Source organism: Chloroflexota bacterium, from assembly GCA_009840355.1.
GTDB lineage: Bacteria > Chloroflexota > Dehalococcoidia > Lucifugimonadales > JADFKI01 > Bin90.
Genome location: VXNZ01000025.1, coordinates 64198 through 78878, shown reverse-complemented (window position 1 = coordinate 78878; position 14681 = coordinate 64198). Strand labels below are relative to the sequence as shown.

The 14681-nt window shown below is 57.8% G+C and carries 14 protein-coding genes; 6 read left to right on the top strand and 8 right to left on the bottom strand.

Annotated elements, in window-relative coordinates; translation table 11 throughout:
- The first annotated feature begins 189 nt into the window (after nt 1-189).
- Complete coding sequence (locus F4X57_07330) at nt 190-894, top strand: hypothetical protein (GenBank protein MYC06968.1); 705 nt, start codon at nt 190-192, stop codon at nt 892-894.
- A 114-nt stretch (nt 895-1008) separates the two neighbouring features.
- Here F4X57_07330 and F4X57_07325 read toward each other — a convergent pair whose 3' ends face one another.
- Together F4X57_07325 and F4X57_07320 are read right to left on the bottom strand one after the other, a co-directional pair.
- Nucleotides 1009-1239: an Lrp/AsnC family transcriptional regulator gene (locus tag F4X57_07325; GenBank protein ID MYC06967.1), complete on the bottom strand. Its 231-nt coding sequence runs from the start codon at nt 1237-1239 to the stop codon at nt 1009-1011.
- 205 nt (nt 1240-1444) lie between these two features.
- Nucleotides 1445-2614 (bottom strand): mandelate racemase/muconate lactonizing enzyme family protein, encoded by a 1170-nt coding sequence (locus tag F4X57_07320; GenBank protein ID MYC06966.1) that lies wholly within the window; start codon nt 2612-2614, stop codon nt 1445-1447.
- 211 nt (nt 2615-2825) lie between these two features.
- Here F4X57_07320 and F4X57_07315 point away from each other — a divergent pair, with 211 nt between their 5' ends.
- The 4 genes from F4X57_07315 to F4X57_07300 all read left to right on the top strand — a co-directional run bounded on the left by F4X57_07315 (nt 2826) and on the right by F4X57_07300 (nt 6675).
- Nucleotides 2826-3443: a hypothetical protein gene (locus F4X57_07315; protein ID MYC06965.1), complete on the top strand. Its 618-nt coding sequence runs from the start codon at nt 2826-2828 to the stop codon at nt 3441-3443.
- A gap of 27 nt (nt 3444-3470) precedes the next feature.
- On the top strand, nt 3471-4961 hold the full coding sequence (locus F4X57_07310; protein MYC06964.1) for a DUF2779 domain-containing protein: 1491 nt from the start codon (nt 3471-3473) through the stop codon (nt 4959-4961).
- Between the two features lie 57 nt (nt 4962-5018).
- Nucleotides 5019-5381 carry a metallopeptidase family protein gene (locus tag F4X57_07305; protein ID MYC06963.1) on the top strand — a complete coding sequence of 121 codons (363 nt, stop codon included), beginning with the start codon at nt 5019-5021 and terminating at the stop codon, nt 5379-5381.
- A gap of 115 nt (nt 5382-5496) precedes the next feature.
- The gene (locus F4X57_07300; protein ID MYC06962.1) at nt 5497-6675 is read left to right on the top strand and encodes an L-rhamnonate dehydratase; all 1179 of its coding nucleotides are present in this window, start codon (nt 5497-5499) and stop codon (nt 6673-6675) included.
- Here the strand turns inward: F4X57_07300 and F4X57_07295 are convergent.
- From F4X57_07295 to selB, 6 genes are all read right to left on the bottom strand, one after another.
- Nucleotides 6672-7229 carry an MOSC domain-containing protein gene (locus tag F4X57_07295; GenBank protein ID MYC06961.1) on the bottom strand — a complete coding sequence of 186 codons (558 nt, stop codon included), beginning with the start codon at nt 7227-7229 and terminating at the stop codon, nt 6672-6674. The genes F4X57_07300 and F4X57_07295 overlap by 4 nt on opposite strands.
- Before the next feature lie 13 nt (nt 7230-7242).
- Complete coding sequence (locus F4X57_07290; protein ID MYC06960.1) at nt 7243-7419, bottom strand: addiction module toxin, HicA family; 177 nt, start codon at nt 7417-7419, stop codon at nt 7243-7245.
- Nucleotides 7420-7585: 166 nt separating this feature from the next.
- The gene (locus F4X57_07285; GenBank protein MYC06959.1) at nt 7586-9259 is read right to left on the bottom strand and encodes an ATP-binding protein; all 1674 of its coding nucleotides are present in this window, start codon (nt 9257-9259) and stop codon (nt 7586-7588) included.
- Nucleotides 9260-9390: 131 nt separating this feature from the next.
- Nucleotides 9391-10011, bottom strand: coding sequence for a hypothetical protein (locus tag F4X57_07280; GenBank protein MYC06958.1), 621 nt, complete (start codon nt 10009-10011; stop codon nt 9391-9393).
- A gap of 122 nt (nt 10012-10133) precedes the next feature.
- The gene (locus F4X57_07275; GenBank protein MYC06957.1) at nt 10134-11345 is read right to left on the bottom strand and encodes a DNA double-strand break repair nuclease NurA; all 1212 of its coding nucleotides are present in this window, start codon (nt 11343-11345) and stop codon (nt 10134-10136) included.
- A 92-nt stretch (nt 11346-11437) separates the two neighbouring features.
- Complete coding sequence (selB, locus tag F4X57_07270; protein ID MYC06956.1) at nt 11438-13300, bottom strand: selenocysteine-specific translation elongation factor; 1863 nt, start codon at nt 13298-13300, stop codon at nt 11438-11440.
- Nucleotides 13301-13664: 364 nt separating this feature from the next.
- Between selB and F4X57_07265 the strand changes: the two genes are divergently transcribed.
- The gene (locus F4X57_07265) at nt 13665-14648 is read left to right on the top strand and encodes a hypothetical protein (GenBank protein ID MYC06955.1); all 984 of its coding nucleotides are present in this window, start codon (nt 13665-13667) and stop codon (nt 14646-14648) included.
- Nucleotides 14649-14681 lie beyond the last annotated feature (33 nt).

Below are 14681 nucleotides of genomic sequence, written 5' to 3'. Positions count from 1 at the left end.
CACAACGGCGATAGAGGCATGTCTATTCCTCTCCGGCAGTGGAATTAGGATGGGAGCATAAATTGCCTATCGTCCATCCAATTCGCTAATCAAGGCGTAAGCATTGCGAAAATCGCCGAATATCTCGGGGAAACCACGCCGAAATTCATACTTTGTTAATTTTTATGCAATATAATGATAATGTAATTCCTGAATAGTCCCAGCCCTTGTGCCAAGAGACCCAGTACCTTGATAGACTTTAACCTGTTCACGGGCGTCATACTTTCCACGCTAATCGGCTACCTGCTCGGCGCGTTGCCCATTGCGGTATGGGTGAGCCGCCGGCGCAATGTGGACATATTCAACGTTGGCACGGGACTGCCGGGCGCGTCGAATGTACGGCGGCAGGTGGGTAATGTGCCGGGCGGACAGGTGCTCATCGGCGATATTGCCAAGGGCGCCGTCGCCATACTTGCGGCGCGCCAGATGCAGGTTGACGACGCTTGGCTACTTCTGCCGTGCTTCGCTATGGTCGCTGGGCACTGGAAGTCTATATTCACCGGCTTCCGCGGCGGAGACGGCATCGCCCCACTCGGCGGCGCAATGATTGCCCTGTTCCCCGTATACGGCTTTATTGCCGCCGTCATAGCTGCCATAGTTACACTCGGCGGCCAGAAATTGCCTTACACCTCACTGATGGGTACAGTTGCCGGCGTCGCCGCGCTCATTTGGCTCTCGCGATTCAATCCGTTAGGCTTCGCCCAAGACGGCCAGGCATTTCAGATGGCAGTCGGCATTGGCTTCATAGCCGCAATGGTGCTGATACACGCATCTATAGGGCATCGCAGGCGCAACTCCGAAAACCAATGGGACGACATCGACGACCTAGACGACCCCGAGGGCGTTACTGAATAGCGCGGCGATTCCCGCCTTTCTTTGCGTCCCCATCAATATCATAATTCGCTGGGTGCTATGATAGTGTCAAAAAGGCGGCTGTCGCGCTTACTGTCCCCAATAGCGCTCGAAGCCCTAACCCACGGCAACCATCGTCGTCGTCCTGAGCACGCCTTGCATGCTGTGGATCTGCTCAGTAACCAGTACATGAACCTGCTCCAGATCCTCTTCCTGCACGACCGCAATAATGTCGTACGGTCCCGTAACGCGAGACGCGCTTACGACACTCGGCTTGTCGCCCAGATTTCGCAGGAGATTCCTAGAAGCCCCTGCTCTCGCCTCAATTAGCACATACGCCTTGACCATTAAATCCCTCCACGGCTCTCGGCACGCGTTCTTTGCTGTTCCTTCCCTTCAAGGGCAAGGTTGGGATTGGGGCAATCTTGCTTTCACCCCATTCTTATTATTCAATATTCCTTGGTAGTGTATCCGCCCGAAATATGTCGTCGCGCGCATTGGCAAACATAGTCTAAGTCGGAATCACTGCTTAATCAATTGTAAAGTTGACGCTCTACCAGTTCGTGAACGCGCCGTCGTTGCGTTGCAGCTGCGGCGGCCAGCCTGTCGGGTCCACGACGCGCGCTTTCACCGCTTCCTCGTCGAAATCCACGCCGAGACCGACTGCGTCCGGCGGCACGAAGCTATAGCCGTCTTCCCAGTCAATCTGCTGCGGGAACAACTCGGTCGCGTAAGTCCTGGGTCGGCGTGGCATCTCCTGCACGCCGACATTCGTTGACGCCATGCACAGGTTGACGCACGCCGCCGCGCTGACCGGACCGAGCGGGTTATGCGGCACGATGTCGATGTAGTGCGCCTCTGCCCAGTGCGTAATCTTCAGCGCCTCAGTCAGCCCGCCCACGATGCACAGATCGATGCGCGCGTAGTTTATCAGTTCTTCCTCGATGACTTCGCGGAATGGCCACTTGCTCGCCCACTGCTCGCCCGCCGCGATAGGCAACGACACATGCCGCGCGAGTGTGCGGTAGCTCGCCGGATTTTCAGAGCGCAGCGGGTCTTCGATGAAGAACGGGCGATACGGCTCCAGCGTCTTGCACAGTGCAACGGTGTGTGCCATATCAAGGCGCGTGTGCACATCTAGGCAAAGTTGAATGTCCGGCCCGACCGCCTCGCGCACCAGCGCCATCTGCTCCTCTGCGATTCGCATCGATTCCACAGGTTCTAAGCGTCCGTCCATCCCCTGATACTCGAACACACCGCCGGTCTCCGGCAAGCCCCACCGCGCGAACTTCCAGCCCTCCGCGACCGCGCGCTTGCTGTTTTCGACCAATTCTTCGGTCGTGCTGCCCTGCGTGTGCGAATACGACACGACTTTGTCGCGCACCGGTCCGCCGAGCAGCTTGTACACGGGCATGCCCAGCGCCTTGCCCTTGATGTCCCACAGGGCGATGTCAATCGCGCTTATCGCGCAGCAATAGACCTTATCCGCCGGAAAGAACCCGCCGCGGAACATGTGCTGCCAAAGCCGTTCCGTGCCGAACGGATCCTGCCCGATGACAAGCTGCGACAGGTGTTCAATCGCGCTTGCGACCGCATTGCCCCAGCGCGGAATGCCCACCTCGCCGAGCCCATAAATGCCCTCGTCCGTCTCCACCTTCGCGATGAAATACAACTTGCCTTCATCGTCCTCGCAAGCATAACTCTTGATGGCGGTAACCTTCATATCATTCGTCCCCCACTAATTTCAGATAGCCGCACATACGATAGCGAAGTATGCGGGGTCGGTCAAGCGGGAGCAACCGCATTCGCTACATTGGGATGAGTTCAGAATTGGCAAAAGATCAGGGACTTCGACGGAGACGGTTGCTTTGCGGCGTGTTATGGTAACGCAACGTGCGAATTAAAGAGAGGTTGCTATGACAACGCGTCCAACCATGAACGACTTCTTCGGCTTGCTCGATAAGTGGCGGCACTTCCCCGCCTTCCCGCTCGAAGCCCGATCAGAAGTGTTCTTTGCGCTGTTCTTGCCGACAGTGCTGGAATCCCATTTCAAGAAAGATGGCGTAAAAATTAAGCCGCAGGTAATACCGCAGTTTCCTCTTAAAAAAGAGGACAACAACCAATCCAACAATGTTGACTTCTTCGCCCTATCGGATAATGGTGAGTGTGCCTTTCTGATTGAACTCAAGACAGATATGGCATCCATTAGCAAGGAGCAGGCATGCTATCTCAAAAGGGCTATGAAAAAAGACGTTGATGAGACCCTGGCTGACATAACCAAAATCTCACAGAGGAGTGAACAAAAGGAGAAATATCGTCACCTACTAAGTGCCCTGCGTGAATTAGAAGCTGACCTACCTAAATTACGCATCAAGCCTGAAGTAGTCTATATTCAGCCCCGTCCGTGTAAGAAAAACAAAGTCGATGGTTTCAAATACATCTACTTCGCCGAATTCGCCGAAATCGTTGAAAGTCAAGGCGATATGGGCGGCTTGTTCGCAGGCTATCTGCGAAAATGGAGAGAAAACCCTGCGAAAAGTCCACCCCGCTAGACAACGAAGAGTTAAGGCTGATTCGCATTGCCCCAACACCGCCTCTCGAAATCCCGCTTCATGTCCGGCAACCAGTGCCACCTGCGCCTCTGGTACGATGTCCACGAACGGCATCTAATGCCGCCCATAATCGAGGTGCAGCAGGCGACATTCAACACAGGCCACGAGGTCGGAGACCTGGCGCGTGAGCGTTACCCCGGCGGTCATCTGATAGCGCAAGACTACCGCAACATACCCGCCGCGCTCGCCGAAACGCAGCGTCTCATCGAGGCAGACACCGCTGCCGCCCTGTTTGAGCCGGCATTCCAGCACGACAACGTTCTGTCGCGCGTCGATGTGCTTGAGCGTTTGCCCGATGGCGGCTGGCGTATGGTTGAAGTCAAATCGACCACGCGCTGTAAGGATGAGCATATTCTCGATGCGGCCGTGCAGCTATGGGTGCTGCGAGGCGCCGGGCTGGATGTGCAGGATGCGGGCGTGCTCACTCTCAACCGCGATTACATCTACGACGGGCTTCGACTTGACCTTGATGCCTTGTTCAAGTTTCATCCGGTGCTCGACGAGGCGGATGCGTTGCTCGAAAGCGTCGGAGCGGATGTAGTTGACATGCAGGCTATGCTTGCCGCAGACGATGCCCCCGACATCGCGCCCGGTCAGCACTGTCTGAAGCCCTATGTCTGCCCGTACTATGAGCATTGCACGCAAGACACCCCACAACCCGAACACGGCATCGGCGAACTGAACGGTATCAGGATCAATCGCCGTGAAGAACTCGAAGCCATGGGCATTACCGAAGTGCGCGACGTTCCAGGCGGCTTCCCGCTCAACCGGCTGCAATCCATCATCCACCAATCTGTGCGGGATGGACGCGACACTGTGCATGGCGACTTAGCGAGTTCGCTTGCCGAAATAACGCCGCCCGTGCGCCATCTTGACTTCGAGACCTTTCAGCCTGCCATCCCACGGTTCGCCGGCACACGCCCCTACGACCAAATCCCGTTTCTGTTTTCCGTCCACAAAGAGACGTACGGGAGGCCGCCCGAGCATACGGAATACATGCACGAAGACAACAGCGACCCGCGCCCTCTGCTCGTGGAATGGTTGCTTGAAGCCCTTGGTGGCGAAGGCAGCATCTGCGTGTATTCGAGATTTGAGCGAATCCAGCTAAATGCGCTTGCGGCTGCCTTCCCGCAATATGCCAATGCGCTTGAAGACATTATCGCGCGCCTTGTTGACCTGCTGCCGATTGTGAGAAGCGGTTACTACCATCCCGGCTTTCGAGGTTCATTCTCACTCAAATCCGTGCTGCCGATAATTGCGCCCGGTATGGGCTACGACGACTTGGAAGTTGCCGATGGGCGAATGGCATCAGTCTGGTATGCTCGCGCCGTGGCAACTGCCGATGCAGGGGAGAGGCGTCAGATATTCGACAACTTGCGCGCTTACTGCGCCCGCGACACTCTGGCAATGGTGGAACTGCGTAAGGCGCTCATGGCACTGGCACACGGATGCGGCTAACTGAAAACGCCGTCTTTTCCTTGCCCCATTAACGCCAATCCTGCTACACTTTCACCCATGACACGCACCGAATTTGAACGCCTCGTCGTGCAGGCGCTTGACCGTATCCCTGAAGATCTGCGGGCTCGCCTCGATAATGTGGATATTGTCGTGGACGAGGCGCCCAGCAGGGAGCAACTCGTCGGCTCCGGCATCGAAGACGACCAGATTCTGCTGGGGCTGTACGAGGGGTTGCCCCTCACCGAGCGGCACTTCTACGATATGGTGCTGCCGGACAAGATTACTCTGTTCCAGCAGCCCATCGAGTCCATCTGCGAGACGGACGAAGACATCATCCGCGAGGTGCAGACCACCGTTGTCCACGAAGTCGCCCACCACTTCGGCATCGACGACGACCGCTTGCACATGCTTGGAATATAGCCGCCTTATCGTCGATTAGACCTGCCAGGACGCTATCCGATAACTCGCGATTGCAAAATCCGGCGCAATACTTTTACCAGCATCTTCGCCAATACTTTTGACTGGAGAATCCGCAATGAAAATCAAGTCAGTCCGAGCCGTATCCGTCAACCTTGCACCAAGCCCAAGCACCGCGCCACGAGTGCCGAAGCTGGATGTGCCCGATTGGGTCAGCCCCACGATGATGTACACGGAGTTCAGCAAATCCGACTTCAGCGCGCCGTGGGGCAGAACCGCCTGCGTGGTTACCGCCGAAGACGGCACTTGGGGGCTGGGCATCACCATCAACGCCGCGCCGGTCAACGCCATTATCAACGACCAGTTCGCGCCGATTCTTGTCGGTCAGAATTGCATGGCGACCGAGAAGGCTTGGGACATGATGCAACGCTCCACGACGGCGTATGGCAATGTCGGCTTGGCGAGCTACGCCATTAGCGCCGTGGACAACGCCCTCTGGGACCTCAAGGGCAAGCTGCTCGGCGTGCCGGTCTATGAATTGCTCGGCGGTCCGCAGAAGGACAAGATTTTCTGCTACGCAAGCAACACCGACACTTCCTACGGCGTGGCCAATAGCATCGACTGGTTCTTGGAGCTCGGATTCAAGGCGGTGAAGCTGTTCCTACCGCACGGTCCCAACGAAGGCATCGAAGGGCTGAACAAGAATGTGGAACTCGTCGCCCGCACGCGGGAGCAGATTGGCGATGACGTCGAACTGATGCTGGACGCATGGATCTCGCTGAACACCGAGTATGTCGTGCGATTGTCCGAAGCGCTGCGCCCTTACCGGCTTAAGTGGCTGGAAGACTACCTGCCGCCGTACGACTTTGATAGCTACATCAAGGTGCGCCAGCGCGTACCGCACCAGATACTCGCGACCGGCGAACACTGGCACACGATCCACCCGTTTGCGCTTGCCGCAGGGCAGGGCATAGTGGACATAATGCAGCCCGATGTGGCGTGGGTCGGCGGCATAACCGCGATAATGCGCATCTGCCACATCGCGGAGGCACACGGCATTACAGTTATCGCGCACGGCGGGATGAACTACCCATACGGGCAGCATTTGTCTTACGCAATGCCCGCCATCGCCTGGGGCGAGCGTTCCGAGGGCGTATCGCCGCCGGGCGTCCCGCTGGAAGATATGGTCGTTCTGCCCGGAACGCCGGTAATCAAAGACGGCTATCTAACCCCTAGCGACGCGCCCGGCTTCGGACTGGAAATCACCACTGATTGGCTGGAAGCGCGCGCGGTTTAGAGTTTCCGCACCACATCGCCCACGGCTACTTTGCCGGGCTGAATAACCCAGGTGTTGATGCCCCGCAAGCACAGTTCACGTCCGACAGACGAGTTCACGAACTTCATGGCGTCCGCGCCGAATCGCTCCACGAACTTGCCGCAGCCCGTGTGAGGCTTGTCGGACACTTTCAGCACCGCCTCGCCGATAGCGAGCCTGGTTCCCGGTGGTAGATTCTCCCTGCTGATGTCCATTTCGACATAGAACTGGTCGCCGGCCAGGTGCCATCGGTCTTTGTCCTGCGCTACTAGGTCTGTAACGCGGGAGTTCATAATCGTAATCTGGCATTCGGGATCAGCGGAGCCGTCCGCGGTCTGCCCGCTGCCGCGAGCCTTCCAGTTATCGCCGACCAGCCCCTCGACCGTATCGAGCTGTCCTTCGTCAATTACCTCGCGTCCCAGAGTCTCCGGCCGCCGCACGATGAGATGCACCACGCCTGAATCTTTCGGCGCGTCCGTTATCTCGCCCAGCCCGGCCTCGAGCTGCTCCGTCGTCAGGTGTTGTAAGGTTGCCATCGCAAATCTCCTTTCATCCGCCAATTTCAGGAATTGACAAGTTTCTGCAAATCTTTCCAGCCAATTGGGTGGATATTTCACTATGTCGAAGGACTGCTTCGAACGGACCGGTTGACGGGTTTTGCCACAGTGAATGCGAATGCCCTTCGCGTTTCAAATGGCAGCCTTGGCGACGAAAGTGCCGGAGCAATGCCCTTTATCTTATTCAACAGTGGCCGTTTCCCGCATTGCGTCAGCAAGTACGCCCCGATACTAGTCACCGTCACGTTCAATCACAGCCGTGAATTCGTTCCGCAGGCACGAGTACTCCTAGTGATGTTTGAGGAATTGTACATTACAATCGAATCGCCTGCATTCTAGCATGATGCGGCACCGAACAACGCATCAACATCACGCTGCGTCTGCGCCTGCCGTTCTTCGTCATCTATTACGCCGAGTTCGCGATACGAATCCGGGGTGCCGTACTCGCGTGTCTGGATTACGACGGGCATCGGAAGCGCGTGCCCGAAGACGAGTGCCTGGCGGTTGGACTCAAGCCGCGCCAGCACGGTTCGCAGCTTGCGGCTACCGGACACGCCGGACAACACGGCGTCCGTGTCTTTTTCGTTATCCAGCAGGCAGGCGATCTTTGTGCCGAGCTGGCTCATAACTTCGTCGTCGATGCCGCTCGGTCGCTGGTCCACCACTAGCAGCGTAACGTTGTACTTGCGCATCTCACGCGCGATGTTGCCGAATATGGTGTTTCTGGCGATGGCGGGGCTGAGGAACCGGTGCGCCTCTTCGATGGTGATGACCAGCGGACGCGGCTGCTGTGTAGGGTCGGCGCTCGCCTGCTCGGACATTCGCACATACTGCTCGTGGATGCGCCGCGTCAGCATGTTCGCTATCAGCAGGTACGCGCCAATGTCGTTGCCGTGCTTGCCAAACTCCAGGACGACATGCTTCCCGGCCTGCAGGTAGTTCATTATCTCGCGCACCGAGTTGTTGCCTTTGCCTTCCGTCATGAATTCGTAGCGTGTCAGTGGTCGCAAGCGGCTGCGGAGCGCGTTCAGCGTGCTTGCAGGCACGCCGACCCGTTGCGCGAGCTCGTTGAACTCTTCGCCGGCGGGGTAACTCATAAACTCGCTGACCCAACCGGCCCCGAGAATCTGTCGGAGCGAATATGCGGATTCCGCGGCGATTTCAGACAGCCCCCAAGCATCCTTGAGTATTGCCACATCTTCCGGCTCGATTTCTTCATATCCGATTCTAATCTGATAGTCGGGTGTTAATCTGCGATTTCTGTCGTTCTCCGGATCCAGTGAGAACACGGCGACTTTCGATCCAAAGAGCTGCTTAAGTCCTTTGACCTCAGTGGTGTGCTCGCTGGAACCGCGCCAGCCGTATTCGCCGTGCATATCAAATATCAGGTTGCTGGCAATGCCGTGTTGCAGGATGCCGATGAGCAGCAGGCGCGTCAGGAATGTCTTGCCCGTACCGCTCTTGCCGAACACGCCGTTGCTGCGCTTCACCAGCTCGTCCATGTTGAGGCACAGCCGCGCTTCCATATCCATCGGATTGCCGATGTAGAAATGCCCTTGCTCCTCGCCGCCGAACACGGTCTGAATGTCTTCCTCTGATGCCTGCGACACGCGCGAAAAGTGCGGCGGTATGGTCTTCGCGGGCTTAACCGGATTCTCGGCGTCCGCGCTGACGGTGAGCATCGGCTCGACCGTCAGGCTGTTGTACGCGATTGTGCCGCTCAGCACCTGCGACAAGAGTGGGCTGGACGTATCCGGCGGCGTGGCGGCGATGCCGTCATCTGTTGATTCCAGTTCAATTTCGGTCAGCACGCCCAAGAAGCGATGGCGCTGTCCCTGTATGCTGATGAATGTGCCGACCTTCATGTCTTCCACTGACACGCCGTCGTCAAGTCGCACTTGTATGCCGTCGCTCAGCGAGCCGGCGACAACCGTGCCAAGCGGTACCCGACCGTCCGGGAATGCTGTAAAGCCGTTGACTGCGCCGTTTGTGTTCATTGAGCCGTTCATTCCGAACTCCTATTTCCATACGGTCGAATCGTTCGTGCCAGCCTGAATTACTGAATTGAAGTGTTCAACGCCGTTATCATCGCCATCCTAGACTTGCCGTTTCAATAGGTAAAGGAAGTATGCGACGGTGATTACGCCAGACTCCGTAGAATGCCGCTGAGCCGCTGCAGTTGTCCGGGCAACATTGTGGCGAGGCTCTTGCCCGCGCTGACGAGATAGCCATGCGAATCCGTGTTCGCCGCGCTTGCCCGCCGCAGGAAGGACGCGATTACATGGTCTTGAGAACCTGTGGGAGCGGCGAGCAGAAGGGCCAGAAACTCGTGCGAGCTGCTAAACTCTGCCAACTCATCGTCGTCGCACTCGCACACGAACGAGAAGATGCGCGGCGCGATAAGCGGCGGATAGCGGCGGACTGCATCACCATCGCGGTAGCCCACCACGACAGCGCTAAACTTCGTGCACAGCAGGCGTTCAATCTGCGGATTGTCATGCAGCACATCCGCCTCGCTCTCCGCGTGCATTCCACGAGGGATCGCGGCGCGGCCCGGATCGATGCTCTGCGTCGTAGCCTCGTACACGATGCCGTACACCGGGGCATCCTGCCCGCACATCACCAAGCTGCCAATCTCCGGCGCGTCGTACAGTCGGTAGCACTGCGCCGTGAACTCGGACGTCGATGCGTCCATTACCTCGCCCATCCTGCGCTTGTTGTCCGTTTGCGGTTCACTGGCAGTTGCGTATTGATCTGTCATACTGTCGTCCGTCATATTGTCGCCATTATACTTGGGAGGCGGCATAATTGATGCCAAGTCATACCCGTTCCTTCCTTCTCCCAATAGGGGCAGATAGGGAATCTATGAGATTGTCTCGGCAACTAAATCCAACGCCTAATTTTCGATATGTTCTTCTCGGACGAATAGACGGGCAGCCCTTGCTGTTCGAGCGCGTCTTCGATCAGTGCCACGAAGTACTGCCTATCCGCGCCGGTTACGACCGCCTGCTCGTGTGCCTCTTTCAGCGCGACAGGGTAGCCCAGTCCAAGGCGGCACTGCTCCACGACCAGCGAATGCACCACGCCCAGCAGCGCTTCGTCTTCGGCAACCCAGTCCGGCACTTCCACGCGCCCGATTTCCTCTTCGGTTTTCACATAGAAGAAAGACACGCCGTGCCCGCCATAGCGGTCTCGCACGATTGCCGCGTTGCTGCCGAACGCCGCCGTCCGCTCGCCCAATCCGAGGAAATCATCGAAGAGCAGCCTGTCGAGTACGCCGCCTACTTCCAAATCGCATGGGCGCTCGCCGATGCGCTTTACGCCGCACTGGCGGTCGCAGGCCGCGACGGGATATGGGCAGACCGCTAGGCGCAGCGCATTGACCACTTCCATACTGCGCGGCAGGCTTATGTAGCTCGCGATGGCAAGCGGTCGCTCTAGCGATAACTGACGCAGTTCGTCTAACAGCACGACATATCCTTCTTCGACGAGATTGCGCACGACGAAAGGCGGATGCCGGTGCATGCCGAACAGAATCAGCGAGCCGTCTATCAGCCCTACTGCGGGTATGTCCGGCGGCGACTCACGCAGTCTTTCGAGCAGCCCTGCAAGTTCTTCAACAGCACGCTTGGCGTCGAGCAGCGCACCGCTAATCGTTTCTTCGCGATACGGCGCATCCCTGTCGCGAATGACCAGATCATCGGCATTAGCGTAAAGGCGCGGCGTGCTGAAAACCTGCGCATCGGGGGCGCTGCCGTAGCGGAGCGTCATTCCGCCGATGTTGATAAGGTAGCAGTGCGCAGGCAGATGCCGACTCACATCGACGTGCGACCCGTCCACGCCCACGACGATGTAATCGCGTGGCAGCGGCGGTGGCGCATAAGACACATCGAGCCGATCATACACATCCGGCACAACCCAGTCTAAGTCCGTCTCCGCCTGCCCTAGCTTAGCCGAATACACGACCGGATCGAACTTGAACGCAGCAGCCCTTGCGCTCTCAAGCCGCGCGTGCCAATCGGCGCGCCCCGCCCTGAGCGAAGCCGCCATGTCATCAATCTGAATAGCCGTGCGAGTTAAGTCGAGTGCCATCATTTGTCCTGTTGGCGAGCATCATGTCAGCGTGTCCGGTTGTTAGCGATGCGTTCTAGTTTTCGCCATCACCGTCGCAAAATCGCACATAGCCATCACCGTAGCACCCGTGTGTCGCCCACGCGGCGGGTGATGCGCTTGTGGTCCAGGTAGTCCATTAGCGCAAGTGCGTATTTTCGGCTTGTGCCCAGCACATCGCGCACATCTGCCACGCTTATCTCGCTGTTGTCACGGATGTAGTCGGATATTATTTTCACCATTTCGGCGTACGCGTCTGCTGAATACACGACCGTTTCGCTGACACGAACGACTTTGCCCTGTTCGTCTAGAAGGTTCAGCACTTCGTCGTCTAGCGGCTCGTCCGTCGGCGGCGAGAATGGATCGGATTCGAGCGTTTGCAGGTATGCGGCGACCTGCTTGTTCTGCACATCGTTGAGCGTCGGTTCGTAGCCGGGCAGTCGTGCGAGCGCGCCGTCTTCTTCCACGATTGCCTGCTCTTGCAAGCGTGCGAAGGCAAGATTGAACACCTGCGCCGACATTCCCAGCCTGCTGCGTAACTCTTCCTTGGGAGCGCCGCGCCGCAATGGAAATTGCCGGTAGTACGCGTCCAACGATTGCTGTGTCTTTTCCACGACGCCGTTCCATCCGCCCGCGCTGTACAGGATGCTACCCTGTCCGATGTCACCGATTCCCAATTTAACGACAAGGCTATCTGTTGCCATCGTCTCCAATTCGGACTTGACCGTGTTCTCGTCCATGTTGGCGCGATTTACAAGCACGCGGAACTCGCTCGGCTCGGATGTTTCGATGGTCTTCAGCAGTATGTCTTGCGTAGAACCGAGTTCCATCATCTCAAGGCGTTCGATAGTGGGCGCATGTCCGCGACGATGCCGCCGCGCGTGTGTTTCCACGATGTTGCCGCCGCCGAGCGTGGTGCGATTGGAGCGGATGACATAATAGTCGCCCTTCACGACGGCGAGCGGAGATTCCAATTTCAACTGTGCCCAGCCCGTCTCGCCCGGCTCGAGCACGTCGCGTTCGAGCAGCCGTAGCCGCCCTACGACCTCGCTGCTGCCCGTATGGACGGTGATGTACATATTGTGGCGTAGCGCGTGCGGCGCGTCCGGTATCACGCGCAGGCGCACATCCATCGCGTCCGTTGGGCGCATCCATCCCTCGGTCGTCAGCACCTCGCCGCGCGCTACCTCGTCCTGGGATATGTTGATGATATTGGCTGCGACGCGCGTGCCGGGCTGCGCTTCGGTCTGCCCCTTCTTGTGTGTCTGCAAGCCGCGTATGCGCGTGGACTTGCCGGTGACCACGAGTTCGACATCCTGCCCTGTGCTTATCTTGCCGTCAATGAGTGTGCCGGTGACGACCGTGCCGAATCCCGAAATCGTGAATGCCCTGTCTATCGGTAGGCGCGGCCGTCCGACATCGCGCTTGGGCGGCGTGTCGTCGAGCATCGTGTCGATGGAGGCGATGAGTTCCGGTAAACCCTCACCGGTCATCGCGGACACGGGGTATATCGCCGCACTTTCGAGCATTGTGTCTTTGAGAGTGTCTTCCACGTCCGCAATCACCAGTTCGAGCCAGTCTTCATCCACGAGGTCGCGCTTGGTGACCGCGACGAGTCCGCGCTCTACGCGCAGCAGGTCGAGTATCGCCAGATGTTCGCGAGTCTGCGGCATCACGGACTCGTCTGCCGCGACCACGAGCAGCGCCAGGTCAATGCCGCCCACGCCCGCGAGCATATTGTTCACGAAGCGCTCGTGTCCCGGCACATCGACGATGCTCGTTTCGTTGCCGCTCGGTAGCTGCAGCCACGCAAAGCCGAGGTCGATGGTCAGGCCGCGCTCTTTCTCCTCGCGCAGCCGGTCCGGATCAATGCCCGTCAGTGCCTCGACCAGCGTCGATTTGCCATGGTCAACATGCCCAGCCGTTCCAATGACATACATTGCTGCCACTCCGTAATTCGCACTGCTGCTTGCCACCTATCATTGTAATACATTTGCCCTAGGGATAATCGTGGATTTTCAGCGTGTTAATCTGCCACTTTCGGTACGTCGCGTGGCTAAACTTGTGATGTTGGTTACGGAAATCATTACATGCCCCTGTCAACCTCATCTATAGGGTGGAATGGACATTTGCAGCAGCATCTTGAATCAGGCGAAAACGACGACACATCTCTGACATTGACGCTCCCAATGCCCACATGTTACCGTCAATTCCGTGCAAGCAAGTCTTTATTTCATTCCCAACTCCTACTTCGCATTGACGCAATCGTACACAACTTCGCTCATAACGGGGATGATGGTGCGATTGAACTCTGCCGCACTATGCGCCATATCGGTGTTAGCGCTATTCGCCTTTACCGGCTGCGGTATGTTCTTCGTAGGCGAAGGCGCGCAATCAGTGCCGCAGACCATCGAAACCGAGCAAGGACCGCGCTTTATGGCGTTCGATGGCGAGCACGTCTGGGTGGCGTTCTTCGGCGCGCTGAAGGTCTCGAAGTACACCATCGACGGGCAGAATGTCGTTGACTTTCCCATCGAAGATTATCCCCGCGCGCTCGCATTTGACGGCGAGCATATGTGGGTCGGGAGGAGCGCGGTAAACTCCATCCTGAAATTGAACATGGACGGCGAAGTCATCGATACTGTGAGCATTGGTACTCCGGACACATCGCCCGCCGCGATGACCTTTGATGGTGAGAGCGTCTGGGTGGCGGCGTCCTGGGGCAATTCGGTCACGAAAGTCGGCTTGGATGGCACTGCTGCGCGGACGGTTCGCATTCCTGGTTATCACCCGTCGCCATGGGCGATTACGCACGACGGCGGCGAAGTTTGGGTCGCGAGCATGGGCAGCACGATGGTTGACCGGCTGGACAAGGCGGGCGATCTGACCGGCTCGTTCAAGGTCGCAGAATGGCCCAAAGGACGCTCCGAAGCTTGGGGCGGGGGAGGCACTGCGATCGAATTTGACGGAGAGTCTATCTGGGTCACGGTCGCGTCCAAGAATAGCGTGGTCAAGCTCAGCGACGACGGCGCAGTGCTGGGCGAATACCCCGTCGGCAGATGGCCAACCGCCGTGGTTCACGCCGCGGACAGCATCTGGGTCGCCAACTTTCTGGACAACACCGTTACGCGCTTGGACATGGACGGCACATTGCTTGATACGCTCGAAGTCGGGAGAGGACCTCACGCGCTATTGCAAATTAGTGATACCATGTGGGTCGCCAACTTTCAGGGCGACTCCATTACAGTGCTGCCAATGAAACCCGCTGGAATGAAGCCCGCGGGATAGGCGCGGAATAGGGCAGGGTAATCAGGCAACTCT